Origin of the sequence: Stenotrophomonas sp. SMYL86 (assembly GCF_036320025.1) — a bacterium.
Taxonomy (GTDB): domain Bacteria; phylum Pseudomonadota; class Gammaproteobacteria; order Xanthomonadales; family Xanthomonadaceae; genus Stenotrophomonas; species Stenotrophomonas maltophilia_A.
Map to the genome: position 1 here is coordinate 38318 of NZ_JAWIRU010000011.1, position 25860 is coordinate 64177.

The 25860-nt window shown below is 67.7% G+C and carries 25 protein-coding genes; 18 read left to right on the forward strand and 7 right to left on the reverse strand.

Going from position 1 to position 25860, the window contains the following annotated elements; all coding sequences use genetic code 11:
• Positions 1–136: 136 nt before the first annotated feature.
• Positions 137–388, reverse strand: a complete 252-nt coding sequence (locus V3B64_RS13125) for a GlsB/YeaQ/YmgE family stress response membrane protein (protein ID WP_005411656.1) — start codon at positions 386–388, stop codon at positions 137–139.
• A gap of 84 nt (positions 389–472) precedes the next feature.
• Here V3B64_RS13125 and V3B64_RS13130 point away from each other — a divergent pair, with 84 nt between their 5' ends.
• The 9 genes from V3B64_RS13130 (at position 473) to V3B64_RS13170 (ending at position 8651) form a co-directional block, all read left to right on the forward strand.
• Positions 473–1072 (forward strand): 4'-phosphopantetheinyl transferase superfamily protein, encoded by a 600-nt coding sequence (locus V3B64_RS13130; RefSeq protein ID WP_121504107.1) that lies wholly within the window; start codon positions 473–475, stop codon positions 1070–1072.
• A gap of 39 nt (positions 1073–1111) precedes the next feature.
• The gene (gene rsmG, locus V3B64_RS13135; RefSeq protein ID WP_121504108.1) at positions 1112–1750 is read left to right on the forward strand and encodes a 16S rRNA (guanine(527)-N(7))-methyltransferase RsmG; all 639 of its coding nucleotides are present in this window, start codon (positions 1112–1114) and stop codon (positions 1748–1750) included.
• A gap of 112 nt (positions 1751–1862) precedes the next feature.
• On the forward strand, positions 1863–2660 hold the full coding sequence (locus tag V3B64_RS13140) for a ParA family protein (protein WP_032128472.1): 798 nt from the start codon (positions 1863–1865) through the stop codon (positions 2658–2660).
• Positions 2660–3583, forward strand: coding sequence for a ParB/RepB/Spo0J family partition protein (locus V3B64_RS13145; RefSeq protein ID WP_032128473.1), 924 nt, complete (start codon positions 2660–2662; stop codon positions 3581–3583). The genes V3B64_RS13140 and V3B64_RS13145 overlap by 1 nt, the downstream gene beginning before the upstream one ends.
• 126 nt (positions 3584–3709) lie before the next feature.
• The gene (locus V3B64_RS13150; protein WP_032128474.1) at positions 3710–4450 is read left to right on the forward strand and encodes a suppressor of fused domain protein; all 741 of its coding nucleotides are present in this window, start codon (positions 3710–3712) and stop codon (positions 4448–4450) included.
• A 46-nt stretch (positions 4451–4496) separates the two neighbouring features.
• Positions 4497–5462, forward strand: coding sequence for an NAD-dependent epimerase/dehydratase family protein (locus tag V3B64_RS13155; RefSeq protein ID WP_329914247.1), 966 nt, complete (start codon positions 4497–4499; stop codon positions 5460–5462).
• A gap of 89 nt (positions 5463–5551) precedes the next feature.
• A complete protein-coding gene (locus V3B64_RS13160; protein WP_005420380.1) occupies positions 5552–6274 on the forward strand; it encodes a glycosyltransferase family 2 protein in 723 nt (240 codons plus the stop codon).
• Positions 6274–6621: a lipid-A-disaccharide synthase N-terminal domain-containing protein gene (locus V3B64_RS13165; RefSeq protein WP_005414908.1), complete on the forward strand. Its 348-nt coding sequence runs from the start codon at positions 6274–6276 to the stop codon at positions 6619–6621. The genes V3B64_RS13160 and V3B64_RS13165 overlap by 1 nt, the downstream gene beginning before the upstream one ends.
• 257 nt (positions 6622–6878) lie before the next feature.
• Positions 6879–8651, forward strand: coding sequence for a DUF885 family protein (locus V3B64_RS13170; RefSeq protein ID WP_329914248.1), 1773 nt, complete (start codon positions 6879–6881; stop codon positions 8649–8651).
• Between the two features lie 203 nt (positions 8652–8854).
• Here V3B64_RS13170 and V3B64_RS13175 read toward each other — a convergent pair whose 3' ends face one another.
• The 5 genes from V3B64_RS13175 to V3B64_RS13195 all read right to left on the reverse strand — a co-directional run bounded on the left by V3B64_RS13175 (position 8855) and on the right by V3B64_RS13195 (position 15805).
• A complete protein-coding gene (locus V3B64_RS13175; RefSeq protein WP_329914249.1) occupies positions 8855–12064 on the reverse strand; it encodes a CusA/CzcA family heavy metal efflux RND transporter in 3210 nt (1069 codons plus the stop codon).
• Between the two features lie 10 nt (positions 12065–12074).
• Positions 12075–13280, reverse strand: a complete 1206-nt coding sequence (locus V3B64_RS13180; RefSeq protein WP_164089673.1) for an efflux RND transporter periplasmic adaptor subunit — start codon at positions 13278–13280, stop codon at positions 12075–12077.
• Positions 13277–14530: a TolC family protein gene (locus V3B64_RS13185; protein WP_329914250.1), complete on the reverse strand. Its 1254-nt coding sequence runs from the start codon at positions 14528–14530 to the stop codon at positions 13277–13279. The genes V3B64_RS13180 and V3B64_RS13185 overlap by 4 nt, the downstream gene beginning before the upstream one ends.
• A 56-nt stretch (positions 14531–14586) precedes the next feature.
• The gene (locus V3B64_RS13190; protein WP_154349875.1) at positions 14587–14922 is read right to left on the reverse strand and encodes a hypothetical protein; all 336 of its coding nucleotides are present in this window, start codon (positions 14920–14922) and stop codon (positions 14587–14589) included.
• A gap of 484 nt (positions 14923–15406) precedes the next feature.
• Positions 15407–15805: a RidA family protein gene (locus V3B64_RS13195; RefSeq protein WP_329914251.1), complete on the reverse strand. Its 399-nt coding sequence runs from the start codon at positions 15803–15805 to the stop codon at positions 15407–15409.
• A 108-nt stretch (positions 15806–15913) separates the two neighbouring features.
• Here V3B64_RS13195 and V3B64_RS13200 point away from each other — a divergent pair, with 108 nt between their 5' ends.
• The gene (locus V3B64_RS13200) at positions 15914–16807 is read left to right on the forward strand and encodes a LysR substrate-binding domain-containing protein (RefSeq protein ID WP_329914252.1); all 894 of its coding nucleotides are present in this window, start codon (positions 15914–15916) and stop codon (positions 16805–16807) included.
• 55 nt (positions 16808–16862) lie between these two features.
• Positions 16863–17372, forward strand: a complete 510-nt coding sequence (gene dnaQ / locus V3B64_RS13205; protein WP_065198402.1) for a DNA polymerase III subunit epsilon — start codon at positions 16863–16865, stop codon at positions 17370–17372.
• A gap of 13 nt (positions 17373–17385) precedes the next feature.
• On the opposite strand, the gene V3B64_RS13210 is transcribed toward dnaQ, so the two are convergent.
• Entirely contained in the window at positions 17386–18600 is a 1215-nt protein-coding gene (locus V3B64_RS13210) for a glycosyltransferase (protein WP_329914253.1), read from the reverse strand.
• A 278-nt stretch (positions 18601–18878) separates the two neighbouring features.
• On the opposite strand from V3B64_RS13210, the gene rpmB reads away from it, so the two are divergent.
• From rpmB to V3B64_RS13245, 7 genes are all read left to right on the forward strand, one after another.
• On the forward strand, positions 18879–19115 hold the full coding sequence (gene rpmB, locus V3B64_RS13215) for a 50S ribosomal protein L28 (RefSeq protein WP_005411638.1): 237 nt from the start codon (positions 18879–18881) through the stop codon (positions 19113–19115).
• Positions 19116–19125: 10 nt separating this feature from the next.
• The gene (gene rpmG, locus V3B64_RS13220; protein ID WP_170272460.1) at positions 19126–19293 is read left to right on the forward strand and encodes a 50S ribosomal protein L33; all 168 of its coding nucleotides are present in this window, start codon (positions 19126–19128) and stop codon (positions 19291–19293) included.
• Positions 19294–19592: 299 nt separating this feature from the next.
• Positions 19593–21011 (forward strand): cardiolipin synthase, encoded by a 1419-nt coding sequence (cls, locus tag V3B64_RS13225; protein ID WP_121504115.1) that lies wholly within the window; start codon positions 19593–19595, stop codon positions 21009–21011.
• 45 nt (positions 21012–21056) lie between these two features.
• Positions 21057–22478, forward strand: a complete 1422-nt coding sequence (locus tag V3B64_RS13230; RefSeq protein WP_329914254.1) for an FAD/NAD(P)-binding protein — start codon at positions 21057–21059, stop codon at positions 22476–22478.
• A gap of 9 nt (positions 22479–22487) precedes the next feature.
• On the forward strand, positions 22488–24680 hold the full coding sequence (gene uvrD / locus V3B64_RS13235) for a DNA helicase II (protein ID WP_329914255.1): 2193 nt from the start codon (positions 22488–22490) through the stop codon (positions 24678–24680).
• Positions 24681–24857: 177 nt separating this feature from the next.
• Positions 24858–25184, forward strand: a complete 327-nt coding sequence (locus V3B64_RS13240) for a low molecular weight protein tyrosine phosphatase family protein (protein WP_057500899.1) — start codon at positions 24858–24860, stop codon at positions 25182–25184.
• 106 nt (positions 25185–25290) lie between these two features.
• Positions 25291–25845 carry a hypothetical protein gene (locus tag V3B64_RS13245; RefSeq protein ID WP_329914256.1) on the forward strand — a complete coding sequence of 185 codons (555 nt, stop codon included), beginning with the start codon at positions 25291–25293 and terminating at the stop codon, positions 25843–25845.
• Positions 25846–25860: the final 15 nt, after the last annotated feature.

The window sequence follows — 25860 nt, forward strand, 5'->3', positions numbered from 1 at the left end:
GGGTGCTCAGGCGCCGCGCCGTCGCGCCCCTCACCCCCCAGCCCGCCGACAACCCTCGACTCTACAGAACGGGGCCCGGCGATTGCCGGGCCCGTCCTGAAACATCTGCCGGCCAGCGGCCGGCACTACCCTCAGATCACCGTATGCTCTTGCGGGTGAACAGGTTGACGATCGCCAGCAGGATCACCGCACCGATCAGCGAGAACAGGAAGGTGCGGATGGTGATCGCTTCGTTGATGCCGCCGCCGAACAGCCAGCCGGAAATCAGCGCGCCGACGATGCCGACCACGATGTTGAGGATGATGCCCTGCTGGGCATCGCGCTTCATGATGATGCTGGCCAGCCAGCCTACGATGCCGCCGACGATCAGCCAGATGATGATGCCCATGATCGAACCTCCGGTGGGGAACTGTGACCAGTTGACGCGCAGGGCCGTGAACCCGTCGTGGAATTGCGTGACGGGCGCGTGCGGATGAGCCTGCCAGCCACCCTCGACGGCCCGTGGCGCTTCGGCCCGGTGACGGTCTGGCGGTGCCCGCACGTGCCGGGCCACCGCGGCGAACCGCAGGCGCGGCAGGTGCTGGCGCAGGCGCTGGGCGCCGACCCGGAGACGCTGCCACTGGTCCGTGATGACAAGGGCCGGCCGGAGCTGAGCGGTGCGCTGGCCCACTACGGCACCGGCTGGAGCCACAGCGGCGAGGTGCTGCTGGTGGCGCTGGGCGAAGGCGTGCGGCTGGGCGTGGACCTGGAGCTGCTGCGGCCGCGGGCCCGCCTGCTGGAGATCGTGCAGCGCTTCTTCCACCCCGAGGAGGTGGCTTGGCTGGAAAGCCTGGACGAGGCCGGGCGCGAGCACTGGTTCTTCCGCGTGTGGTGCGCCAAGGAAGCGATGCTGAAGGCGCACGGGCAGGGCATCTCGTTCGGCCTGCATCGCCTGCAGCTGGCGCCGGGGGCCGATGGCGCCCTGCACCTGCGCTGGTGCGACCCGGAACTGGGCGAGGCCGCGCGCTGGCACCTGCACGAATGGCAGGCCACCGGCCAGTTCCGCGCCGCATTGGCCTGGTATCCACACTGAAGCGGGGAATCAGCGCGCAAAACCGGCGATAATGGCGGCATGAGCGAACACCCACTTCCCGCCAGCGTGGCTGCCACGCTGGAACAGGGCCTGGCCAGCATGGGCCTGGACGCCGCGCTGGCGCCGCCGCTGCTGCGCTACCTGGCCCTGCTGCACCGCTGGAACGGCACCTACAACCTCACCGCAATCCGCGACCCGCAGGAGATGGTCACCCGTCACCTGCTCGACTCGCTGGCGATGCAGCCGTTCGTGGCTGACGGCAGCCTGGCCGACCTCGGCACCGGCCCCGGCTTGCCTGGCATCCCGCTGGCGATCGCCTGCCCGGGCCTGCAGGTCACTCTGGTCGAGAGCAACGGCAAGAAGGCGCGCTTCATGCGCGAGGCCGTGCGCCAGCTCGGTCTGGGCAATGCCCGCGTGGCCGAATCGCGCGCCGAGGCGCTGGACGAAGCTGGCCACTACGACCAGCTGACCGCGCGTGCGATGGACACCCTGGCCGGCATCGTCCGCGTTGGTGGCCACCTGCTGCGCCCCGGTGGCGTGCTGCTGGCCATGAAGGGCGTCTACCCGCATGAAGAGATCGCGGAGCTGCCGGTTGGCTGGCAGGTGCGCGAGGTGACCCCGCTGAGCGTGCCCGGCCTGGCCGGCGAACGCCACCTGGTCACTGTTACAGGTCCCTGATTCCCGTCGCCAGCCCCTTGTGGAACAAGAGGTTGGCGATCCACGATTTCCGCAAGGGCCCGGTTGTACGCATAATGACCGGTCCCAGCACACGTCGACGAGGCACACCCGCATGGCCCGCATCATCGCCATCGCCAACCAGAAGGGTGGCGTCGGCAAGACCACGACCGCCGTCAACCTGGCCGCTTCCCTGGCCAACGCACCCAAGCGCGTGCTGTTGGTCGACCTGGATTCGCAGGGCAACGCGACCATGGGCAGTGGCGTGGACAAGCGCGAGCTGGTCTCCTCCACCTACGATCTGCTGCTGGGCGAGTCCAGCGCCGCCGATGTGCGCGTGCAGACGGCCGAAGGCTACGACCTGCTGCCGGGTAACATCGACCTGACTGCGGCCGAGATCCAGCTGATGGCGCAGAGCGAGCGCGAGCAGCGCCTGAAGCGCGCGCTGGCACCGATCCGCGACGAGTACGACTACATCCTGATCGACTGCCCGCCGGCGCTGTCGCTGCTGACGCTCAACGCGCTGGCCGCCGCCGATTCGGTGATCGTACCGATGCAGTGCGAGTACTACGCACTGGAAGGCCTGAGCGCGCTGGTGGAAACCATCGAAGCGCTGCGTGCCAACCTCAACCCGGCGCTGGAGATCGAAGGCGTGCTGCGCACCATGTTCGATGTGCGCAACAACCTGGCCAACGCGGTCTCGGCCGAGCTCACCGAGCACTTCGGCGACCGCGTGTTCCGCACCATCGTGCCGCGCAACGTGCGCCTGGCCGAGGCACCCAGCCATGGCCAGAGCATCGTCGGCTACGACCGTGCCTCGCGCGGTGGCGTGGCCTACCTGGGCCTGGCCGGCGAGATCATCCGCCGCAACAACGAACGCAACAAGGCCGCCAAGGCCGTGGAGACCGTCTGATGACCAGCAGCAAGCCGGCAGCCAAGAAGCGAGGCCTCGGCCGTGGCCTGGATGCCCTGCTCGGTCCCAAGGGGGCGGTCAGCCAGGTGCAGGCCACCACCGCGGTGATCGAGCCGCTGCCGGGTGAAGTGCTGCGCAAGCTGGCCGTGGGCCAGCTGCAGCCGGGCAAGTACCAGCCGCGCCGCGAGATGGACGAGGGCAAGCTCTCCGAGCTGGCTGATTCGATCAAGTCGCAGGGCGTGATCCAGCCGATCCTGGTGCGCCAGCTGCCGGCAGGCAACTACGAGATCGTCGCCGGTGAACGCCGTTGGCGCGCATCGCAGCTGGCCGGCCTGGACGAAGTGCCGGTGGTGGTGCGCGAGCTGGAAGACCGCACCGTCATCGCGATGGCGCTGATCGAGAACATCCAGCGCGAAGACCTCAACCCGCTGGAAGAAGCCGAAGCGCTGCAGCGCCTGATCAGCGAATTCACCCTGACCCATGCCGAGGCTGCCGAGGCCGTCGGCCGCTCGCGTGCGGCGGTGTCCAACCTGCTGCGCCTGCTGGAGCTGCCGGTGGCAATCCGCCTGCTGCTGGAAACCCGCCGCCTGGAAATGGGCCATGCCCGCGCGCTGCTGACCCTGGCCCCCGAGCTGGCCGGCAAGCTGGCGCAGGAAGCGGCCGACGAAGGCTGGTCGGTGCGCGAGGTCGAGCGCCGTGCGCAGGCCTTCGCCGCCGGCAAGGTGCCCAGCAATCGCCCGGTGGCCGCGCCGAAGGTGCAGCAGGCCGACATCGCCTCGCTGGAAACCGAGCTGTCCGAATCGCTGGGGGCCAAGGTGGCGATCAGCCACGGCCGCGGTGGCAAGGGCAAGCTGATCATCCATTACACCGACCTGGATACCCTGGACGGTGTGCTGGAAAAGCTGCGTACGCGCCAGGGCTGAGCCCGGCGCAGCGCCAGGGGATGCGGCCTGTTCCTGCCGCGTCCTGTAGGTGACAGGGAACGCACCGCCGCGCGCGCCGGGGGATGCACTGCTCTCCGGTCCGTGGCCTCATCCAGGGAGCAGGACATGAGCAACGAATACGAGTACGAGGACGTCAGCCCGGACGGTACCCAGATACTGAGGCACCGGCGCGAAAAGGACTTTGTGCTCGCCATCGGCGAAGAGCAGCACATCGAAGCGATCAGCGGCCATATCGAGCGCCATCTCGGACCGATCGCCACGGTCCTGCACGAACTCATTTCCGACCTGGTGCACATTGACGTGCACGTGGTGCCGGCCAATGACCACTGCCCGTACCTGCGCCTGGTCACCTCCGGCATGAGCGACCTGCCGATGACCGTGCCCGCCGACGTGGACGCGGATGTGCCGCGCTACATGGAGCTGATGGTGACCCTGCCGGCCGACTGGCCGATGTCCCAGGACGCCTTCGAGGACGAGCGCAATTACTGGCCGGTGCGCCTGCTGAAGGGCATGGCGCGGCTGCCGCACGAGTACGACACGTGGCTGGGCTTCGGCCACACCATTCCCAACGGCCATCCCAGCGAGCCTTATGCGCCCGGAGCAGGCTTCGACGGTGCCATCGTGCTGATGCCGGTGACTGCTCCGGAGGACTTCGCCACGCTGGAGCTGGAGGATGGCAGGACCATCAGCTTCATGAGCCTGGTGCCGCTGTATCCGGAAGAGATGGACCTGAAGCTGAAGAAGGGCGCCGACGCCCTGCTCGACCGCTTCGATGCGAAGCAGATCAACGATGTGATCGAGCCGGGCCGGGTCAACGTCGCCAGGAAGCGTTTCGGTTTGTTCTGAGACCGGTAACATCAGGGGCCTGAATTTCTGCTTCCGGGCCCCTGCCATGACCATCCTGCTTACCGGCGCTGCCGGCTTCATCGGTGCCTACACCGCCCGCGCGCTGCTGGAGGCGGGCCAGCCGGTGGTCGGCCTGGACAACTTCAACGACTACTACGACCCGCAGATCAAGCGCGACCGCGTGGCCGCGCTGTGCCCGGCGCTGGACCTGCGCACGCTCGACCTGACTGATCGCGAAGGCCTGGCGGCGCTGTTCGATGAAGTGAAGCCGACTGCGGTGATCCACCTGGCCGCACAGGCCGGCGTGCGCTATTCGCTGGAGAATCCGCAGGCCTACGTCGACAGCAATCTGATCGGCTTCGTCAACATGCTCGAGCTGTGCCGCCACCGTGGCGTGCAGCACTTGGTGTATGCGTCGAGCAGCTCGGTCTACGGTGATTCGGCCACGCCGCCGTTCTCCGAGGACCAGCGCGTGGACCAGCCGCGCTCGCTGTATGCGGCCACCAAGGCGGCCAACGAGCTGATGGCCTACACCTACGCGCAGCTGTACGGCCTGCATGCCACCGGCCTGCGCTTCTTCACCGTGTATGGCCCGTGGGGCCGGCCGGACATGGCACCGTTGCTGTTCTCGCGCGCGGTGCTGGCCGGGCGGCCGATCGACGTGTTCAACGAAGGCCGCATGCAGCGCGACTTCACACATGTCTCCGACATCGTGTCCGGTATTCTCGGCGCGCTCGCGCATCCGGCCGATGGTCCGGTACCGCACCGGGTGTTCAACCTCGGCAACCATAGGCCGGTCGAGCTGGAGCGCTTCATCAGCGTGATCGAGCAGGCCGCCGGTCGCCCCGCGCAGAAGGTCTACAAGCCGATGCAGCCGGGCGACATGGTGCGCACGATGGCCGATACCCGGCGCGCCCATGACGCATTCGGCTTCGACGCGGTGACCCCGATCGAAGCAGGGTTGCCCCCCGTCGTGCAGTGGTGCCGCGAGTACTTTGGCGACCGCGCCTGAGGAGGGATCCTCACACAGCCGGATTCATCTTCGGATAACCTCGGCTTCGGAGAATGCGCGGTCTTTGTCCCCCTTTGGCCGAGTGCCTTATGAGCCAACCCGAGCTTTCCGTTGTCGTCCCGGTGTTCAACGAACGCGACAATGTCGCCCCGCTGGTTGCCGAAATCACCGCCGCACTGCGTGGGCGGCTTCCGTTCGAGATCGTCTACATCGACGACCACTCGCGCGATGACACCCTGGCGGTGCTGCAGGGCCTGAAGGCGACCACCCCGGAACTGCGGGTGCTGCACCATGTGAACCAGAGCGGGCAGAGCACCGCCGTGCGCACCGGCGTCAAGCACGCACGTGCGCCGTGGATCGCGACCCTGGATGGTGACGGGCAGAACGATCCGGCCGACATTCCCAAGCTGCTGGCGGCGCGCGATGCGGCCGAGGCGCAGGTGAAGCTGTTTGCCGGCTGGCGCGTCAACCGCCAGGACAGCGGCAGCAAGCGCTGGGCCAGCAAGTGGGCCAACGCCATCCGTGCACGCATGCTGCGCGACGATACGCCCGATACCGGCTGCGGCATCAAGCTGTTCGAGCGCAGCGCGTTCCTCGACCTGCCGTATTTCGACCACATGCACCGCTACCTGCCGGCGCTGATGCAGCGCGCCGGCTGGAAGACCACCAGCGTGCCGGTCAACCACCGCCACCGTACCGCCGGTGTCTCCAAGTACAACAACCTCGGCCGCGCCCTGGTTGGCATCCGTGACCTGCGTGGCGTGGCCTGGCTGATCACCCGCAGCAAGCGCACCGCGGTGGAGGAGCGTTGATGGATCTGGAGCTGCACTGGCTCGACCAGCCGCTGACCTGGTTGTACTGGACCGGCCTGCATGTGACCGGCTGGAAGCTGATCGGCTATACCGGCGCGCTGATGTTCGGGGGCCGCTGGCTGGTCCAGTTCATCGCCTCCAAGCGTGCGGGCAAGCCGGTGATCCCACGCCTGTTCTGGTACATGAGCGTGGTCGGCAGCCTGATGACGCTGAGCTACTTCCTGTTCTCGGCCAAGCAGGACTCGGTGGGCGTGCTGCAGAACCTGTTCCCGGCGTTCACCGCGCTGTACAGCCTGCAGCTGGACATCAAGCACCGGGGCTGGAAGCGGGACAAGGCCAGCCACTAGGTCTTCGGGGCCTCATCCGGTAGCTGCCGACCTTGGTCGGCGCTGGGTTTGGGGGCCAACCAAGGTTGGCCGCTACCGGAGCCCCGGTCTACCACGCTACGGTAGATGCCGACCTTGGTCGGCGCTGGGTTTGGGGGGCCAACCAAGGTTGGCCGCTACCGGGGCCCCGGTCTGCTGCGCAGGCAGGACCTTCGTCCCATGCCACGGGCCGTGGGCGGTGCCATCATCGGGGTCTGCCTTCCCGGGAACCTGTGCTCGTGAAAACCCGTCTTGCCGTTGCCCTGCTGATCGCCCTGTCCGCCCCTGCCGTAGCCCTGGCCGCGCCGCCCGCCGCCGCCGCACCGGCCAGCGTGGCCACCGAATCGCCCGCCGATGCCGCCTTCCGCGCGCTGTACGAGAAGGAATGGAAGTGGCGCCAGGAGGGCGGCGGCGAGGCCAGCGAGGACGAAGACGCGCCAGCCAACGCCACCCGCATGCCCGATGTCGGCCCGGCCGCGCAGCAGGCGCGCCTGAAGGTGTGGGACGAGACCCTGGCTGCACTGAAGAAGATCGACCCGAAGACGCTCTCGCCCGACAACCAGGTCAACTACGCGATCTACCGCGATCAGGTGTTCAACCTGGCCGAAGAAGTGCGCCTGCGTGGCTACGAGATGCCGTTCAACGCCGACTCCTCGTTCTGGTCCAACCTGTCCTTCATGGCCCGGCGCGAGATGAAGACCGTGCAGGACTACCAGAACTACATCGCACGCCTGAACGATGTACCGCGTTACTTCGGCCAGCAGACCGAAAACATGCGCGCCGGCCTGAAGCGAGGTTTCAGCGTGCCGCGCGCGGTGCTCGATGGCCGCGAAGTGTCCATCGCCACCGTCGCCGAGCTGATGGATCCCACCGAGTCGCCGCTGTACGCGCCGTTCAAGAAGCTGCCCAACAGCATCCCGGCCGCCGAACAGACCAGGCTGCAGGCGCAGGCGCGGGAAGCGATCAGTGGCAAGGTCGTGCCGGCGTTCCAGCAGCTGCGCACCTTCTTCGTCAACGAGTACGTGCCGCAGGCGCGCACCACCCTGGCCGCCGAAGCGATGCCGGGCGGCAAGGCGTACTACAAGCAGCAGATCCACGAATACACCACGCTGGACCTGTCGCCGGACGAGATCCATCGCATCGGTCTGGATGAAGTCGCACGCATCCAGAAGGAAATGAACGACATCATCAAGCAGGTGAAGTTCAAGGGCAGCTTCGCCGAGTTCCTGACCTTCCTGCGTACCGATCCGCAGTTCTATGCCAAGACGCCGGAAGAGCTGCTGTCGCGCGCCGCATGGATCTCCAAGCGGGCCGACGGTCAGCTCGGCAAGTACATGACGCTGCCGCGCGCGCGCTTCACCATCGTGCCGGTGCCGCCGGACATCGCGCCGTTCTGGACCGCCGGCCGCGGTGGCATGGGCACCTACTGGCTCAACACCTACAACCTGCCGTCGCGCCCGCTGTACAACCTGCCGGCGCTGACCCTGCATGAATCCGATCCGGGCCACGCGCTGCAGGGTGCCATTGCCGCTGAGCAGAAGAACCTGCCCGAGTTCCGCCGCAACGCCTACATCTCCGCCTACGGCGAAGGCTGGGCGCTGTACTGCGAGAAGCTGGGCGTGGAAATGGGCATCTACGAAACCCCGTATGAGGACTTCGGCCGCCTGACCTACGAAATGTGGCGCGCCACGCGCCTGGTGATCGACACCGGCGTGCACAGCAAGGGCTGGAGCCGCGAGCAGGCCTTGGCCTACCTGCGTGACCACACCGCGCTGAGCGAGCATGAAGTGACCACCGAAGTGGACCGCTACATTTCCTGGCCGGGCCAGGCCCTGAGCTACAAGCTGGGGGAGATCGCCATCGTGCGCCTGCGTGCGCAGGCAGAGAAGGAGCTGGGCGACAAGTTCGACATCAAGGGTTTCCACGACACCCTGCTCAAGCAGGGCTCGGTGCCCCTGCCGGTGCTGGAACAGCAGATCCAGGCCTACATCGCCGAACGCAAGAAGGCCTGACCGTGCAAGGGTAGTGGCGGGGGGGGGGGGGGCGCCCCCCGGCCCCCCCCCCCTGTTGACTTGGCCGGCCCACGGCGGCGCTACCCCCGGCCGCTGGCCGGCAACCCGCATGCACCGCAAACGTTTGACATTGCCGGCCAGCGGCCGGCACTACCCCTGATTGGAAAACGGGGTCGGATCGCAGGATCCGACCCCGTGGTCTTTCAGCCCACCGCCCTTGGCTTGGCCACCCGCGCCGCGAAGGTCGGCAGCACCAGCAGGGTCAGCACGGTGGCGGTGATCAGGCCACCGATCACCACCGTCGCCAGCGGCTTCTGCACTTCCGCACCGGAACCGCTGGCGATCGCCATCGGAATGAAGCCGACGATCGCCACCAGCGCCGTGGTCAGCACCGCACGGATACGGCTCGATGCACCGTTGATCGCCGCCTGCAGCGGCAGGTCACCGGCATCCAGGCGCTCGCGGATCGCCTGCATCAGCACCAGGCCGTTCAAGGTGGCCACGCCGGACACGGCGATGAAACCAACCGCCGCCGACACCGAGAACGGCATGCCACGCAGCAGCAGCGCGAGAATGCCGCCGACCAGCGCCAACGGCACGCAGCTGAACACCAGAATGGCTTCCTTGCCGCTGCGCAGCGCCATGAACAGCAGGCTGCCGATCAGCAGGAACACTACCGGCACCACCGTTGCCAGCCGCTTTTCCGCGCGCTGCAGGTTCTCGAACTGGCCACCCCAGGTCAGGTAGGCACCCGGCGGCAGTGCCACGTCGGCCACCGCTGCCTGCGCTTCGCCGACGAAGCCGCCCAGGTCGCGGCCACGCACGTTGGCCTGCACCACCACGCGGCGGCTGCCGTTGTTGCGGCTGATCTGGTTCGGTCCTTCGCTGACCGTGATACGCGCGACCGACGACAGCGGAATCACCAGCCCCGATGGCGTAGCAATCGGCAACGACGCCAACTGGTCCGGATCGTTGCGCGAGGCATCGTCCAGGCGCACCACCACGTTGAAGCGGCGATCACCTTCGAAGATCTTGCCGGCCGCCGTGCCACCAATGCCGGTGGACAGCGCATCACTCACGTCCGCGGCAGTCAGGCCGTACTGCGCCGCCGCCACGTGGTCGATGGCCACATTGAGCGTGGGCAGGCCGGAGATCTGTTCCACCCGCACGTCGGCCGCACCGTTCACCGCACGCAGCTTCAACGCCACCTGGTCGGCCACTTTCTGCAGCTGGCTGAAGTCATCGCCGAAGATCATCACCGCCAGGTCGGTACGCACGCCGGAAATCAGCTCGTTGAAGCGCAGCTCGATCGGCTGGCTGAATTCGAAGCTGTTGCCCAGCTGCTGCCCGGCCAGCTTTTCGAAGCGTGCCACCAGCGCGTCCTTGCCCAGCTTCGGATCCGGCCAGTCCTTGCGTGGCTTGAGCACGATCACGCTGTCGGAGATGTTGGTCGGCATCGGGTCGATCGCTGCCTCGGCGGTACCGGTGCGTGAGAACACGGTTTCCACTTCCGGCTGTTTGGCAATCGCCTTTTCCAGCGCCAGCTGCATCGCCAGCGACTGCTCCAGCGACGTCGACGGCACGCGCAGGGCCTGCATCGCCACGTTGCCTTCGTCCAGCGTCGGCATGAACTCGCGGCCCAGCAGCGAGAACGAGCCGATGCCCACCACCACCATCATCACCGCACCGGCCAGCACCGTGCGCGGATGCGCCACGGCCCTGCGCACCACCGGCTCGATGCGCGCACGCAGCACGCGGATCAGCTTGGTTTCGTGCTCGCCATCGTCAACATGTGTATCGCCGTCCTTCACCTTGGGCTCGCGCACCAGCAGTGCGGCCATCGCCGGCACGAAGGTGAAGGAGAATATGAAGGCACCGACCAGGGCCAGCATGAACGTGGCCGCCATCGGGTGGAACGTCTTGCCCTCCACGCCTTCCAGGGTAAGGATCGGCGCGAACACCAGCAGGATGATCAGCTGCCCGAAGGCCGCCGGGCGTGCCATTTTGCGCGCCGAATCAGCGGCCACGCGCAGGCGTTCCATCGCGGTCAATGCACGGCCCAGTTCGGCGCGGCGCTGGCCCAGCATCAGCAGCGTCGATTCGATCACGATCACCGCACCGTCCACCAGGATGCCGAAGTCCAGCGCACCCAGGCTCATCAGGTTGCCGCTGATGCCGAAGCGGTTCATGCCGATCACTGCAAACAGGAACGACAGCGGAATCACCAGCGCGGTGATCGTTGCTGCACGCAGGTTGCCCAGCAGCAGGAACAGCACCACCACCACCAGCAGCGCACCCTCGGTGAGGTTCTTGGCCACGGTCTTGATGGTGGAATTGACCAGCACGCTGCGGTCCAGCACCGGTGCCGCCACGATGTCGGCCGGCAGCGATTTGTTCACCTGTTCCAGGCGCGCCGCAGCTGCCTGCGCCACGGTGCGGCTGTTGCCGCCGGCGATCATCAGCGCGGTACCCAGCACGGCTTCATGGCCGTTGCGGCTGGCCGCACCCAGGCGCGGTGCGCGGCTCAGGTCGACGTCGGCCACATCGGCCACGCGCACCACCACGCCATTGCGGGTGGCTACCGGGGCCTGTGCCAGATCGTCGGTGGTCAGCGCCAGGCCGTCGGCACGTACCACCAGGCCTTCGCCCGCACGCTGCACGAAACCGGCACCGGCCTGCACGTTGGAACGCTGCAGGGCAGTGACCAGGTCGGCCAGGCCGAGGCCGTGCGCGGCCAGCTTGGCGCTGTCCGGATGCACGCCGTATTCCTTGACGTAGCCGCCGACCGTATCGACGCCGGCCAGCCCCGGGCTGGAACGCATCTGCGGCGCGATGATCCAGTCCTGCACGGTGCGCAGGTAGGTGGCACGTTCTTCCGGCGTGCGAAGCAGGTTGCCTTCCGGCGTGCGGTAGACCTCGCCGGCCTGCCAACCCGCTTCACCGGGCTTGGCCAGCCTGGCCGGATCGAACGCGGTGAAGTCCACCGTCCACATCAGTACCTCGCCGAGGCCGGTGGTGACCGGCGACAGCATCGGCGACGCGCCATCGGGCAGGTCTTCCGATGCCTCGCGCATGCGTTCGGCCACCTGCTGGCGGGCGAAGTAGATGTCGGTGGCATCAGTGAAGATCGCGGTGACCTGCGAGAAGCCGTTGCGCGACAACGAACGCGTGGTGGTCAGGCCGGGAATGCCGGCCAGCGCGGTTTCCAGCGGGTAAGTCACCTGCCGTTCGATCTGCTCCGGGGTCAGTGCAGGTGCCACCGTGTTGATCTGCACCTGGCGGTTGGTGATGTCCGGCACCGCGTCGATCGGCAGCTTGCCCAGCTGGAACAGGCCCACGGCGGCGATCAGCGCCGCCATGAACACCACCAGCCAGCGGTGGCGCACCGCTGTTTCAATGATCAGCTTGAACATGGTCGCCTCCTCAGTGGCCGTGCTCGGCTTCGCCCTTGGCCAGTTCGGCCTTGAGCAGGAAGGCGTTGGCGCCGACGATGCGCTCGTTGCCGGTCAGCCCACCGAGGATCTCGATACGGTCACCAGCACGACGGCCAGCCAGCACCGGCTGCGCCTTGAAGCCGCCTTCGACGGCGACGAACACCGCACTGCTGCCATCGACGTTCTGCACCGCATCGGCGGGCACGCTGAGCGAGCCATCCTGGCCTTCGGTGACGACCACCGCCGATACCGGCGAACCGGCCGGCGGTAGCGCGGCATCCACCGGCGTGGCACGGATCACCGCGACGCCGCCCTGCTGGCGGACATCGGCGGCCGACCCGGTGACGGTGGCGGTGAAGCTGCCACCCGGCACGCTCACTTCCAGCTTCATGCCGGGCGTGACCTGTGCGGCCAGCGCGGGCGGCGCGGTGAACACCAGTTCGTTCATCGCCGGATCGGCGACATCGGCCACCGCGCTGCCGGCAGCGACCACGCCGCCCGGGGTGACCTGCACGTTGCCGACGATGCCGGCCACCGGGCTGGTGATGCGCACGCGGCCGCTGGCATCGGGCGCACCATTGGCAGCGGCCTGTGCCTGCGCGGCAGCGGCCTGGGCCTGTGCCGCCAGCGAGCGGGCGCGCGAGGCCTCCAGTTCCTGGCGGGCGACCACGCCCTGGTCGACCAGCGCCTTGTCGCGGCCATAGGCCAGGCGCGCGGCCTCGGCTTCGGCCGATGCAGCCAGCGCATTGGCGCGGAACACCGCAGCCTCACCGCTGACCACGATCGCCAGCGCCTGGTTCTGCTTCACCGCCGTGCCTGGCGCGACCAGCACGCGTTCGACGCGGCCGGTCACCGTGGACGCCACCGACGCGCGTGCGCCCACCGACGGCTCGACCCGGCCGGACAGGCGCGTGGAGCCACCGCCACCGCGACCGATGGCGACCACCTCGATACCGGACGCCTTGATCTGTTCCGGGGTCAGCTGCACCACGCCTTCATCGGCGTCGGCGGGGGCCTTGGCGGTTTCCGCCTTGGCCTCCTTGCTGTCGGCGGCATGGCCGTGGCCATCGTCGGTACCGGCCTTGGCCGCAGCGGGGTCTTCATTGGCAGGCGTCTGCGCATTGCCGGCGCAGCCGGCCAGCAGGACGGTCAGCAGCACGCCGCCGATCAGCGGGAAAGTACGGGAGAGAGTCATTTGGCCTCCACAAAAGGTGCGCGCCCTTCAAGGCGGGCAAGATCGATTTCGGCGCCGACGCGCGACAGGCGCGCATCCACGGCGGTGCCGCGGGCGGCGATGAGGGCGCTGCGCGTGCTGCGCAGTTCCAGCTGCGAGATGCGTCCGGCGTCGAAGCCGACGCGTGCGAGGCGATACGCCTCTTCGGCGGCGACCACGCTTTCATCGGCGGCGCGGGTACGGCTGCCGGCCGCCTTCAGCCCAGCCACGGCGGACAGGCGCTCGGCCTCGCTGTCGCGGCGCTGCTGGTCCAGGCGTGCCTCGGCCGCGCGCTGGTCGGCATTGGCGGCGCGGATGCCACCGCGGTTGCGGTCGAACAGCGGGATGCTGAGGCTGACCCCGAGGTTGTAGGCACGCTCGCCGCCTTCGCGGAAGCGGGTCTGCGCGGCGGTGACGCTCAGATCCGGCAGGGCGCGCTTGCGCTCCACGTCGACCAGCTTGCCGGCTGCATCGGCTTCGGCTTCGGCGATGCGCACGGCCAGCGCCACGTCGGTGGCGCCACGCGGCAGCGGCGGGGCACGGTCGAGCAGGCTGTCGTCAATCGAATGCACCGGCGCATCCAGCAGCGCGGCACCGGCCAGGCGGGCCAGCGCGGCGTCGCGGAACGCCTGCGCTTCATCCAGCGCAGCGCTGGCATTGGCCACTTCGCTCTGCGCCTGCACCGCGCGCAGCTGTGGCTCGCGGCCCTGCTTGACCATCGCGTTGACGGCGTTGGCGTCATCGCGGGTGAGGGTCAGTGCTTCTTCGGCCAGGGTGTAGCGGCGCAGTGCGCTTTCCGCCTGTGCGTAGACCACCGCCAGCTGGCTGGCCACGTCGCTGCGGCTTTGGGCACCACGCAGGTTGGCGGCCTGTGCCTCGGCGCGGGCGGCACGGACACGCGCGCCACGCTGGCCCCAGACCTCCAGCGGCTGGGACAGGGTGAGCACGGTATCGGCCTTGCCCATGCCGCCATAGGAGCCGGTGCCCCAGGCGTTTTCGGCGGAGTAGGAGAGGGAAGGATTGGGCAACGCACGGGCCTGGTCGGCACGCGCATCGGCGGCCTCGGCCAGTGCCGTACCCACACGGGTACCGGGCAGCTGGTCCAGGCGTTCAAGCAGGGTGTCGTAGGAGGGGGCGGCTTGCGCCATCACCGATGCCGCCGGGGCCAGGCCCAGCAACACGGCGACGACCAGCCCGGCCGCGCGCGGCGACCGAGGTGTCAGGATCGACATAGGGGGATTCCGGTTGTGAGTGAAACGGGAGCCCGCGATTGCGGGACGCGCTCAACTCACGCCCGGGGGGGACGCGTCAATTCATCCTGGGCGACCGCATAGGTCGCCGCGTCGCCGGCATTCATCCAGCGCGCCGGCAGTGGCGTACCGAAGGCCGCGAAATCGTTCGCCGGCAGGCTCAGCGTGGAGTGGTGGCAGTGGTTATGCGTGCAGGCACCCGTGTGCTTGCTGTCGCTGTCACCGCCTGCATCGTCCGCGAGGGATTCGACATGGGCGCTGCTGGCATGCGGTTCCACCGCACACACCAGTGCGTCGGCCACCGGCACGACCACGAATGCCGCCATCAGCAGCATCATCAGGTACGTACGCAGTTGGCGGGTGATCCGGCGCATGGAGGGGAGGCTAGCAAGCGGTTTTCGCCGGATACAATATCAATGGTGACCTCGGGAATTCGTCGGAACCTCCCGTTCAGGTGCGCCGGGCACGCCAGCTCTGGCAGGTGCCGACCTCCTGCCCTGGTGGGTGTCGACCTTGGTCGACACGCTTTTCGACCCCCGACACCTTGCTGCCGGCCAGCGGCCGGCACTACCGGTCTGCAGGCAGCTTCGCGATCACCTTGATCTCGAACTGGAACCATACAGCCAGGTCACGCCGACTGCCCTGGTAGGTGTCGACCTTGGTCGACACGCTTTTCGACCTCCGACACCTTGCTGCCGGCCAGCGGCCGGCACTACCGGTCTGCAGGCAGCTTCGCGATCACCCTGATCTCGAACTGGAACCCATACAGCCAGGTCACGCCGACTGCCCTGGTAGGTGTCGACCTTGGTCGACACGCTTTTCGACCCCCGACACCCTGCTGCCGGCCAGCGGCCGGCATTACCGGTCTGCAGGCAGCTTCGCGATCACCTTGATCTCGAACTGGAATCCGTACAGCCAGGTCACGCCGATGCCGGTCAGGGTCGGGTGTGGCGCCTCGCCCCAGTACTCGGGCACGATCGCCCAAGCCTTCTCGAAGTTCTTCTCGGGGTCGACCAGGAACACCGTCACATCAACCACGTCTTCGAACGTGCAGCCGGCGGCGGCCAGCACCGCGTTGAGATTCTCGAAGGCGCGGCGCACCTGGGCTTCGAAATCCGGTTCGGGCGAGCCGTCCTCGCGGCTGCCGACCTGGCCGGAAACGAACAGGAAGCCGTTGGATCGGATCGCTGGCGAGTAGCGGTTGCGCTCGTACAGGGCCTGGCGGCCGGCGGGGAAAACGACATCGCGCTGTGACATGGGAAGGAACCCGTGGGAAAGAACGCCATCCTCCCCGCCAGCGCTGTCTGGATAAACCGCGATGATCGGCCTAGATTGATTGCCAATTCCAAACAATCATGGCCAGCCATGGACCGTTTCGAGGCGATGCGGGCCTTTGCCCGGGTAGTGGAAACCGGCAGCTTCACCCGCGCCGCGCAGACCCTGCAGATCAGCCGCACCACGGCCACCCAGCTGGTGCAGCAGCTGGAGGCGCACCTGCGGCTGCGGTTGCTCAACCGCACCACGCGCCGGGTCAGCGTCACCGCCGATGGCGCGGCCTACTACCCGCGCATCGCCCGCCTGCTGGCTGAGCTGGAAGAGGTGGAGGGCGGACTGGGCGATGCCGCCACGCAGCCGCGTGGGCGACTGCGCGTGGATGTGCCGGGGCCCTACGCGCGGCTGCGGCTGGTACCGGCGCTGCCGGATTTCCAGGCGCGCTACCCGGAGATCCAGTTGGACATCGGCGTGAGTGACCGCGAGGTGGATGTCATCGCCGACAACGTCGAATGCGTGATCCGCGGTGGCACTCCAGCCGACCCGTCGCTGGTGGCGCGGCCGCTCGGCGCGCTGCCGATCGGCTTCCATGCCAGCCCCGGCTATGTGCAGCGCTTCGGGCTGCCAGCCGACCCGCGCGCGCTGGAAGGTCCGGATCACCACATGGTCGGTTTCCTCAGCCCGCGCAGTGGCCGCGCCCGCGTGTTCACTGCACAGCGTGGCGATGAGCGCGTCGAGGTGCAGGGCCGCTATACGGTCGGCTTCGACGACGGCAACGCCTATCTGGCGGCTGCGTTGGCGGGGCTCGGCGTGGTGGCGCTGCCCAGCTACATGGCCAAACCGCACGTGGCGCGTGGTGAGCTGCTGCCGCTGCTGCACGAATGGCAGCTGCCACCGATGCCGATGCATGTGATGTTCCCGCCCAACCGGCACATGAGCCAGCGGCTGCGGGTGTTCATTGATTGGGTGGTGGAAGCGTTGGGGTGAGTGCATCGGTCGCGTGCGAAAATCCGGCTGCACGTACTGGAGAACGCACACCCTGATGAGCCGCATCGTCGCACTGGATACCGAAACCACCGGCATCTCCCACCGCCTGGGGCACCGGGTAATCGAAATCGGTGCCGTCGAACTGATCGATGGCCAGCTCACCGGCCGCCAGTTCCACACCTACCTGCAGCCGCAGCGCAAGGTGGACTGGGGCGCGCAGCGCGTGCACGGCATCAGCGACGCGATGCTGGTAGGCAAGCCGCTGTTCTCCAGCAAGGCTGCCGAACTGCTCGACTTCCTGCGTGGCAGCGAGATGGTCGCGCACAACGCCACCTTCGACGTGGGTTTCCTGGACAACGAGCTGCGCCTGGCTGGCATCCCCGGCACGCTGGCCCAGCATTGCCGCATCACCTGCAGCCTGAAGCTGGCGCGCGGGCGCTGGCCAGGCCAGGGCAATAAACTGGACGATGTGTTGCAGCGCCTGCGCATTCCCAGCCAGCGCGGCCTGCACGGCGCGTTGAAGGATGCCCATCTACTGGCCCAGGTGATTCCGCATCTGCGCTGAGGCCTGGTCGCCGTTACATCGGCCGCAACCAGCGCTCGATCATTGCCACGCCACATGCCACCCCGTCCTCACTGCTCATCGCCACGCCCAAGGCCGCCGCGCGTGCGCGTGTTGCTTCGGTTGCAGCGAAGGTGATGGCTGCTGCCAGCGCTGCTGCATCCAGTCGCTTCGGTGACAACGGTGCCGGTGCTACGCCCAACCGATACAGGCGATCGGCCCAGAAGAACTGATCTGCGGCGAACGGCATCACCAGTGAAGGAATGCCGGCGCGGCAGGCCGAATGCGTGGTGCCGCTGCCACCGTGGTGGATGGCGAATGCGCAACGCGGGAACAGCGCTTCGTGTGGGGTCGGGCCCAGGACGAAGACAGAATCGGGCAAGCGCATCGCAGGCAGTCCCACCCAGCCGGGAAACAGCAGGACACGGCTGGGTGCCAACGCCTGCAGCAGGGCCGGCAACACGCGTTCGCGATCAAAGCCGGTCATGCTGCCGAAGCCCAGATAGACCGGCGGCGGCCCGGCGTCGAGGAAGGCCTGCAGATCGGCCGGCGGCGTCCAGGGCGCATCAGGAAACCGCCATTGGCCACAGACGATGTGGTCGGCCGGCCAGTCCGTCGGTGGCGGCAGCAGCTGCGGCGAGATGCCATAGAGCATCGGCAGGCCGGACCACAGCGAGCGGCGCGGCGATTGCCCCAGCTGCTTGCGGGCCTCGTTGATCGGCTGGCGGAACTGGCGCCAGATCAGGCCGTTGACCAGCCCATAGCTGGCCCGGTTCAACCAGCCCGGCGAGCGTCCCGGCGGCAGGAACGGGGAGCGGAAGGCACGCGTCGGGGTCAGTGGAATCATGCCGGTCCCGATCACCGGCAGACCCCGGCGTTCGCCCACACTCATGCCGACAAAGGCCGCCAGCCCACCCGTCAGAATCGCGTCGCAACCCTCGGCCGCCGCGTCCGCCTGCCGCATCCAGCCAGTGACATGCTGCAGCGCCATCCGTGCCAGTCCGCTACTGGCGGCGGCAACACCGTTGCCACGCGAGACCAGCGCGACCACTTCGTCATGGATGTCACCTTCCAGGGACGCATGGGGCACATTCAGCGCCTGCGCGCTGCCCAGCGTGCCGCCATCGGCCAGCAGTGTCACCTCGTGGCCTGCGCCAATCAGCCCATGGCAGAGCATGGCCAGCGGACGCGTATCGCCTTCGGTTCCGTAGGTCAGGGCCAGCAGCCGCATGGAAAGCTCCGCAGTGAACCGGGCCAGTATGCCGGTTGGTGGGCTCCCGGCCCTCCCGGTTCAGTCCCGGCCTGTGGGTAACTTGCGCAAGTGCTTGAACCCGTGCATAATGCGCGGCTCGCTGTGTCCGGTTTTCTACCGGGCGGCGCCCCCGGGAGCACGTCCCCGGCCGCCCAACGCCAGCGTAACCCTTTGATTCTCTTGACGTGTGGTGGGCAACCATCGAGGCCGCCGTCTCCCGGGCTACGGGCTGACACAACTTACTATCGAGGTGCGCAATGTCCCGCGTATGCCAGGTTTCCGGCAAGCGAGTGCAGACGGGTAACAACGTCTCGCACGCCAACAACAAGACCCGTCGTCGTTTCCTGCCGAATCTGCACGAGCGCCGCTTCTGGGTTGCCAGCGAAAACCGCTGGGTGAAGCTTCGTGTTTCCGCGCATGCACTGCGCACCATCGACAAGAACGGTATCGATTCCGTTCTGGCTGAGCTGCGTGCGCGCGGCGAAAAGGTCTGAGGAGTAGACGATCATGGCAGGCAAGCGCGATAAGGTCCGTATGATTTCGACCGCTGGTACCGGTCACTTCTACACGACCGACAAGAACAAGAAGAACACCCCGGGGAAGATGGAATTCTCCAAGTACGATCCGGTCGTGCGTAAGCACGTCCCGTACAAGGAAGGCAAGATCAAGTAATCCGCAAGGATTGCTGATCCCCGCGAAGAAACCCGCCCTTGTGGCGGGTTTTTTCATGCCTGGCATCCAGATGGTGGGTGCCAACCTTGGTTGGCAACTTGTCCCGCCCCCGGTAGGTGTCGACCTTGGTCGACACGCTGTCCCTTCACCCGGTAGGTGCCAACCTTGGTTGGCACGCTGTCCCCCCACCCGGTAGGTGCCAACCTTGGTTGGCACACGGCTTCAAAGCAGTCGAGCGCGGCTCGACTCTACACACCCCGCTGGGCAGAATGGCCCATCACCTCCCGACGGGCGACGCGATGCTGTTCGAGTGGTTGCTGGGTTCCTACCTGCTGCTGATCGACTGGCTGATCCGGCTGGTCGCGCTGTGCTGGATCCCCACCCGCACCACGCCGGGGGCGGCGCGTAGCTGGCTGCTGCTGGTCGGCTTCGTGCCACTGCTGGGCCTGCCGCTGTACCTGCTGTTCGGCCACCCGTGGCTGTCGCGCGAGCGCATCCGCCGCCAGGCCGAGGCCTCGCAGGTCATCCGCGAGGAACAGGCGCTGCAGCATCGCCTGCGCTGGACCCCGCAGCCGGACACTGCCTGCGCCGAGATCGTGCCGCTGGTGCAGCGCCAGGGCGACTTCATGCCGGTGCACGGCAACGCGGTGGACCTGCTGACCGACTACGACGAATCGCTGCACACGCTGATCGCCGACATCGACCAGGCTGAAGACCGCGTGCACCTGCTGTACTACCTGATGTTCGATGACGCGGTGGGCGAGGCGGTGGTCGAGGCGCTGCAGCGCGCAGCGGCGCGTGGTGTGCAATGCCGCGTGCTGCTCGACGCGGTGGGTGCCAAGCGTGGCCTGCGCGCCTATCGCAAGCGCCTGCAGGCGCGCGACATCGAAGTGCGCGCGATGCTGCCCGGCGGCCTGCGCTGGCGCCGCAGCGGGCGCATGGACCTGCGCAACCACCGCAAGATCGCGGTGATCGACAACGAAGTGGCCTACGTCGGTTCGCAGAACCTGGCGGGCCCGCAGTTCGTGCCCGGCCACCCGAACCGCGAGCTGGTGGCGCGCGTGCGCGGCCCGGCGGTGGCGCATCTGGAAGCCGTGTTCGCCAGCGACTGGTACATGGAAACCGGCCAGCGCCTGGACGTGATCGCCGATGTGCCCGAATGCAGCGACGACATCGCCACCCAGCTGCTGCCCAGCGGCCCGGCCTACCCGTACAGCAACGCGCGTGATGCGGTCGCGGCACTGATCCACCTGGCGCGGCGGCGGCTGGTGATGGTTACGCCGTACTTCGTGCCGGACGAAGCCACGTTGAGCGCGCTGCGCATTGCGGCGTTGTCCGGCGTGCAGGTGCAGCTGATCCTGTCGGCCAGCAACAACCAGCGGCTGACCTCGTGGGCGCAGGAGGCGTACTACGACGAGCTGCTGCGCTGTGGCGTGCGCATCGCCCTGTACGAACCGCAGTTCCTGCACGCCAAGCACATGAGCGTGGACGAGGACATCGCCGTGCTCGGCTCGATCAACATGGATATCCGCTCGTTCGCGCTGAATGCCGAGATCGGCCTGATCTGCTACGACCGCGCGCTGGTGCAGCAGTTGTGCGAGATCGAGGATGGCTATCTGCGTGAGTCGCGGCAGCTGGATCTGCAGCAGTGGCGCAGCCGCCCCACGTGGCGGCGCAGCCGCGAAGGCATCGCACGGCTGGCCGATGCGTTGATGTAAGGCAATGCCGGCCGCCCGCTTCGGCAATCCGGCCTGTCATCGCCGATGGCCTACAATCGGCACATGACTGATTCACCGCGTAATGGCGAACTGGACCTGGCAATCATCGGTGGTGGTGCGGCCGGGGTGCTGGTGGCGATCCAGGTACTGCGCCAGGCCAAGGCGCCGCTGGCGCTGGCCATTTTCGAACCCGCCTCGCAGCTGGCCCAGGGCATCGCCTATGCCACGCCGTGGCCGGAGCATCTGCTGAACGTGCCGGCGGCGAAGATGAGTGCGTTTGCCGACCAGCCCGGCGATTTCCTCGACTACCTGATGGCCGCCAACGCCTACCCGGGCGAGGCGCGCGAGGTGCTGGGCGAGCGTTACGTGTGCCGCCACTACTTCGCGGCCTACCTGCAGCAGCGCCTGCAGGACGCTGCCGCAGCCAGCCCGGCGCAGCTGCAGGTGATCGCGCAGCCGGTGCTGGGCCTGCAGCCGGATGACCACGGCTACCAGCTGACGCTCGGCGATGGCCACACGCTGCACGCCGCGCAGGCGGTGCTCGCCACCGGCAACAGCATGCGCCCGCTGCCGGTGGCCGGTGCCGATGCGCTGCCTGCCGACGATGTGATCGAGGCCTGGGACTACGACGGCGTACGCACCCTGGCCGGCGAACAGGCTGTAGCCATTGTCGGCTCCGGCCTGAGCATGGCCGACACCGTGCTGGCGCTGGTCGCCGCCGGCCACACCGGACCGCTGCACGTGATCTCGCGCCATGGCCTGCTGCCGTTGCCGCATGCGCACGGGGGGCTGCCCACGTTCGACCCGGCCACGCTGCTGCCGATGAACCTGCGCCAGCGCCTGCGCGCGTTGCGCGGGTTCGCACGCCAGTCACAGGCCGACGGCCTGCCGTGGCAGGGCGTGATGGACCGCATCCGTCCGCACGGGCAGGCGCTGTGGTGCAGCCTCGAAGAGGCCGACCAGCGCCGCTTCCTGCGCCATGTGGTGCGCTACTGGGACGTGCATCGCCACCGCATCGCCGAAGAAGTGGATGCGCAGTTGCAGGCGCTGCAGGACAGCGGCCAGCTGCGTATCCACCGGTCCCGCCTGCAACGCGTCTGGCGCGACGGCAATGCGCTGCAGCTGTCCGGCCGCGATGCCTCGGGCAATGAACAGCAGTGGATGATCGGCGGGGTGATCAACGCCACCGGCGTGGAGACCCGCGCCAGCGCACTGCGCAATCCGTTGCTGCAGCAGCTGCAGGCTGATGGGCTGGCACGCCCCGGCCCGCATGGACTGGGGTTGGACAGCACGGTGCCGGGCGATCGCCTGTGTGCCGCCGGTGGCCAGCCGCAGGCACGGCTGGGCGTGCTCGGCAGCCTGCGCATCGGCAGCCTGTGGGAAAGCCTGGCGGTGCCTGAACTGCGTCAGCAGGCGCAGGCACTGGCAACCCAGGTGGTCGCAGGAGCCGCGACGGCGATGCCGTAAAATGGGGGCATGGATGTCTCCCACCTGCTTGATGGCCTGAACCCGGCCCAGCGCGAAGCCGTCTCCGCTCCCCCCGGCCACCACCTGGTGCTGGCCGGTGCCGGTTCCGGCAAGACCCGCGTACTCACCCACCGCATCGCCTGGCTGCATGAAGTCGATGGCGTGCCGACCCACGGCATTTTCGCGGTGACCTTCACCAACAAGGCGGCCGGCGAAATGCGCCACCGCATCGACGCACAGCTGCCCAATGGCAGCCGTGGCATGTGGATCGGCACCTTCCACGGCCTGGCCAACCGCCTGCTGCGCCTGCACTGGCAGGACGCGAAGCTGCCGGAAGGCTTCCAGGTGATGGATTCGGACGACCAGCTGCGGCTGGTCAAGCGCGTGGTGCAGGCGCTGGAACTGGACGACGGCAAGTACCCGGCCAAGCAGATCGCGTGGTGGATCAACGCGCAGAAGGACGAAGGCCGCCGCCCGCAGCACATCCAGCCCGAGCCGCACGACGCCTGGCTGGAAACCATGCGCCAGGCCTACATCGAGTACCAGGCACGCTGCGACCGCGCCGGTCTGGTCGACTTCGCCGAGCTGCTGCTGCGCGCGCATGAGCTGCTGCGCGACAACCCGGCGCTGCTGTCGCACTACCGCGCGCGCTTCCGCGAGATCCTGGTAGACGAGTTCCAGGACACCAATGCCATCCAGTACGCCTTCGTGCGCGTGCTGGCCGGCGACTCCGGCCACGTGTTCGTGGTCGGTGATGATGACCAGGCCATCTACGGCTGGCGCGGTGCCAAGGTCGAGAACGTGCAGGGCTTCCTGCGCGATTTCCCGGGCGCGCAGACCATCCGCCTGGAACAGAACTACCGCTCCACCGCCAACATCCTCGGCGCCGCCAATGCGGTGATCGCGCACAACCCGGACCGCATCGGCAAGCAGCTGTGGACCGACAGCGGCGACGGTGAGCCGATCGACTTGTACGCGGCGTACAACGAGATGGACGAGGCGCGCTACATCGTCGAGCGCGCGCGCCAGTGGGTGCGAGACGGTGGCAGCTATACCGAAGTGGCCGTGCTCTACCGCAGCAACGCGCAGTCGCGCGCGCTGGAAGAGGCGCTGCTGAGCGAACAGGTGCCGTACCGTGTGTACGGCGGCATGCGCTTCTTCGAGCGTGCCGAAATCAAGGATGCGCTGGCCTACCTGCGCCTGCTGTCCAACCGCAACGATGACGCCGCCTTCGAGCGCGCGGTCAACACGCCGACGCGTGGCATCGGCGACCGCACGCTGGACGAAGTGCGCCGCGAGGCGCGCGCGCAGGGCATCTCGCTGTGGGAAGCGACCATGCTGGTCACCCAGGGCAGCGCACTGGCCGCACGTGCGCGCAATGCGCTGGCCGGCTTCCTGGTGCTGGTCAACGAGCTGCAGGCGCAGACCCTGCACATGACCCTGGCCGAGCGCGTGGACCACGTGCTGGCCCGCTCGCAGCTGCGCGAGCACTGGAGCAAGGAAAGCCGCAACGCGCTGGACTCGGAATCGCGTACCGACAACCTCGACGAACTGGTCTCGGTGGCCTCTCGCTTCGTGCGCCGCGCCGATGACATCGAGGAAGTGGGCGAGGACATGGACGAGCTGGTCGCGTTCCTGGCCTATGCCGCGCTGGAGGCCGGTGAGGGCCAGGCGCAGGCGGGCGAGGACGGCGTGCAGCTGATGACCCTGCACTCGGCCAAGGGCCTGGAATTCCCGCTGGTGTTCCTGGCCGGCCTGGAAGAAGGCCTGTTCCCCAGCGCACGTTCGCTGGAGGAAAGCGGGCGGCTGGAAGAAGAGCGCCGCCTGGCCTACGTGGGCATCACCCGCGCACGCCAGAAACTGGTGCTGAGCTACGCCGAATCGCGCCGCATCCATGGCCAGGACAACTACAGCCTGCCGTCGCGCTTCCTGCGCGAGATTCCGCGCGAGCTGCTGCACGAAGTGCGCCCGAAGGTGCAGGTCTCGCGGCCGGCCTCGATGGGCGCCAGCCGGGTGATGGGCCATGCCTCGATCGAGGCGCCGCCGCTGAAGCTCGGCGCGCTGGTCACCCATCCCAAGTTCGGCGAAGGCATGGTGACCGACTACGAAGGCAACGGCGCCCACGCCCGCGTGCAGGTCGAGTTCGCCGACGCCGGCAGCAAGTGGCTGGTGATGGCGTATGCCAACCTGACGGTGATCTGATCACTGTCGGGGGGGCGGGAATTCCTGTAGAGCCGAAGGTAGCGGCAGGAGCCGCTGCCAACGTCGCTTGCGACGGCCCGAAGGGTGCCGGTCAGGACGACCGGGATAGCCATGCTCGGCTGCTTGCAGCGGGAAAAGTCAGTCGAGCACGGCTCGACTCTACAAAAGCGAGTATCCATGACCCGCAACGTGCTCTTCCTCTGCAGCCAGAACCGCCTGCGCAGCCCCACCGCCGAGCAGGTATTTGCCGATTGGCCGGGCATCGAGACGGCCTCGGCCGGGTTGCTGGCCGACGCCGAGGAAGTACTCAGCCCCGAGCTGCTGCAGTGGGCCGACCTGGTCTTCGTGATGGAAAGGGCGCACCGCAACCGTCTGTCCAGCCGTTACAAGGCCTGGTTGAATGGCAAGCGGGTGATTTGTCTGGATATCCCCGACGACTACGACTACATGGACCCGGTGCTGGTGGAGCTGCTGAAGCGCAAGGTGGCGCCGTTCCTGCGTTGACGGGCTGTTGTAGAGCCGAGCCCATGCTCGGCTGTTCTTCCAGCCAGAAGCAGCCGAGCATGGGCTCGGCGCTGCAATAGAAACCCCAGCGTCCAGGGACGCCCCGATGACCGAACCCACGCTGCACGTCACCGTGAAGTTGAACGCCAAGCTGCAGCCCGAGCATCGCCACGAACTGTTCGAGGATCCGCTCGATGCGCTGCTGCAGGCGGCCCAGGTGGGCGAGCTGACCGGCGGCGGCACCGCGATGTCCGACCTCGGCGAGGTCGAATACGGCGATATCGAAGTGGCGCTGGTCGATGCGGCCGGCGTGCCGAAGCTGATCGACCTGCTGGAGCAGCTGGGCGCGCCGAAGGGTTCGCAGCTGCAGGGTGCGGGCGAGGCCGACCGCAGCTTCGGCGTGACCGAGGGGCTGGGCATCTACCTGGATGGCCTGAACCTGCCCGACGAGGTCTACGAACAGTGCGATTCCAACCATGTGTTCGAGCAGTTGTCCGAGCGCATCGATGGCCTGGGTGAGATCTGCAGCTGGTGGCAGGGCCCGACCGAGACCGCGCTGTACATGTACGGCGAATCGTTCGAGGCGATGCGTGATGCGATCGCTGAATTCGTGGCCAGTTATCCGCTGTGCCAGAACGCACGCGTGGTGCAGATCGCCTGAAGATGGGGGCGCTGT

Coding starts and splice junctions, on each gene's coding strand:
- V3B64_RS13210 (WP_329914253.1), bottom strand. CDS start 18,600: ATGCGGCTGCTGGCCCTGACCTACGGAACCGAAGGCGATACGCGTCCG.
- V3B64_RS13240 (WP_057500899.1), top strand. CDS start 24,858: ATGACCCGCAACGTGCTCTTCCTCTGCAGCCAGAACCGCCTGCGCAGC.
- V3B64_RS13145 (WP_032128473.1), top strand. CDS start 2,660: ATGACCAGCAGCAAGCCGGCAGCCAAGAAGCGAGGCCTCGGCCGTGGC.
- dnaQ (WP_065198402.1), top strand. CDS start 16,863: ATGAGCCGCATCGTCGCACTGGATACCGAAACCACCGGCATCTCCCAC.
- rpmB (WP_005411638.1), top strand. CDS start 18,879: ATGTCCCGCGTATGCCAGGTTTCCGGCAAGCGAGTGCAGACGGGTAAC.
- V3B64_RS13200 (WP_329914252.1), top strand. CDS start 15,914: ATGGACCGTTTCGAGGCGATGCGGGCCTTTGCCCGGGTAGTGGAAACC.
- V3B64_RS13155 (WP_329914247.1), top strand. CDS start 4,497: ATGACCATCCTGCTTACCGGCGCTGCCGGCTTCATCGGTGCCTACACC.
- V3B64_RS13160 (WP_005420380.1), top strand. CDS start 5,552: ATGAGCCAACCCGAGCTTTCCGTTGTCGTCCCGGTGTTCAACGAACGC.
- V3B64_RS13125 (WP_005411656.1), bottom strand. CDS start 388: ATGGGCATCATCATCTGGCTGATCGTCGGCGGCATCGTAGGCTGGCTG.
- V3B64_RS13140 (WP_032128472.1), top strand. CDS start 1,863: ATGGCCCGCATCATCGCCATCGCCAACCAGAAGGGTGGCGTCGGCAAG.
- uvrD (WP_329914255.1), top strand. CDS start 22,488: ATGGATGTCTCCCACCTGCTTGATGGCCTGAACCCGGCCCAGCGCGAA.
- V3B64_RS13245 (WP_329914256.1), top strand. CDS start 25,291: ATGACCGAACCCACGCTGCACGTCACCGTGAAGTTGAACGCCAAGCTG.
- V3B64_RS13195 (WP_329914251.1), bottom strand. CDS start 15,805: ATGTCACAGCGCGATGTCGTTTTCCCCGCCGGCCGCCAGGCCCTGTAC.
- rsmG (WP_121504108.1), top strand. CDS start 1,112: ATGAGCGAACACCCACTTCCCGCCAGCGTGGCTGCCACGCTGGAACAG.
- V3B64_RS13180 (WP_164089673.1), bottom strand. CDS start 13,280: ATGACTCTCTCCCGTACTTTCCCGCTGATCGGCGGCGTGCTGCTGACC.
- V3B64_RS13130 (WP_121504107.1), top strand. CDS start 473: ATGAGCCTGCCAGCCACCCTCGACGGCCCGTGGCGCTTCGGCCCGGTG.
- V3B64_RS13190 (WP_154349875.1), bottom strand. CDS start 14,922: ATGCGCCGGATCACCCGCCAACTGCGTACGTACCTGATGATGCTGCTG.
- V3B64_RS13230 (WP_329914254.1), top strand. CDS start 21,057: ATGGCCTACAATCGGCACATGACTGATTCACCGCGTAATGGCGAACTG.
- V3B64_RS13185 (WP_329914250.1), bottom strand. CDS start 14,530: ATGTCGATCCTGACACCTCGGTCGCCGCGCGCGGCCGGGCTGGTCGTC.
- cls (WP_121504115.1), top strand. CDS start 19,593: ATGCTGTTCGAGTGGTTGCTGGGTTCCTACCTGCTGCTGATCGACTGG.
- V3B64_RS13165 (WP_005414908.1), top strand. CDS start 6,274: ATGGATCTGGAGCTGCACTGGCTCGACCAGCCGCTGACCTGGTTGTAC.
- V3B64_RS13175 (WP_329914249.1), bottom strand. CDS start 12,064: ATGTTCAAGCTGATCATTGAAACAGCGGTGCGCCACCGCTGGCTGGTG.
- V3B64_RS13150 (WP_032128474.1), top strand. CDS start 3,710: ATGAGCAACGAATACGAGTACGAGGACGTCAGCCCGGACGGTACCCAG.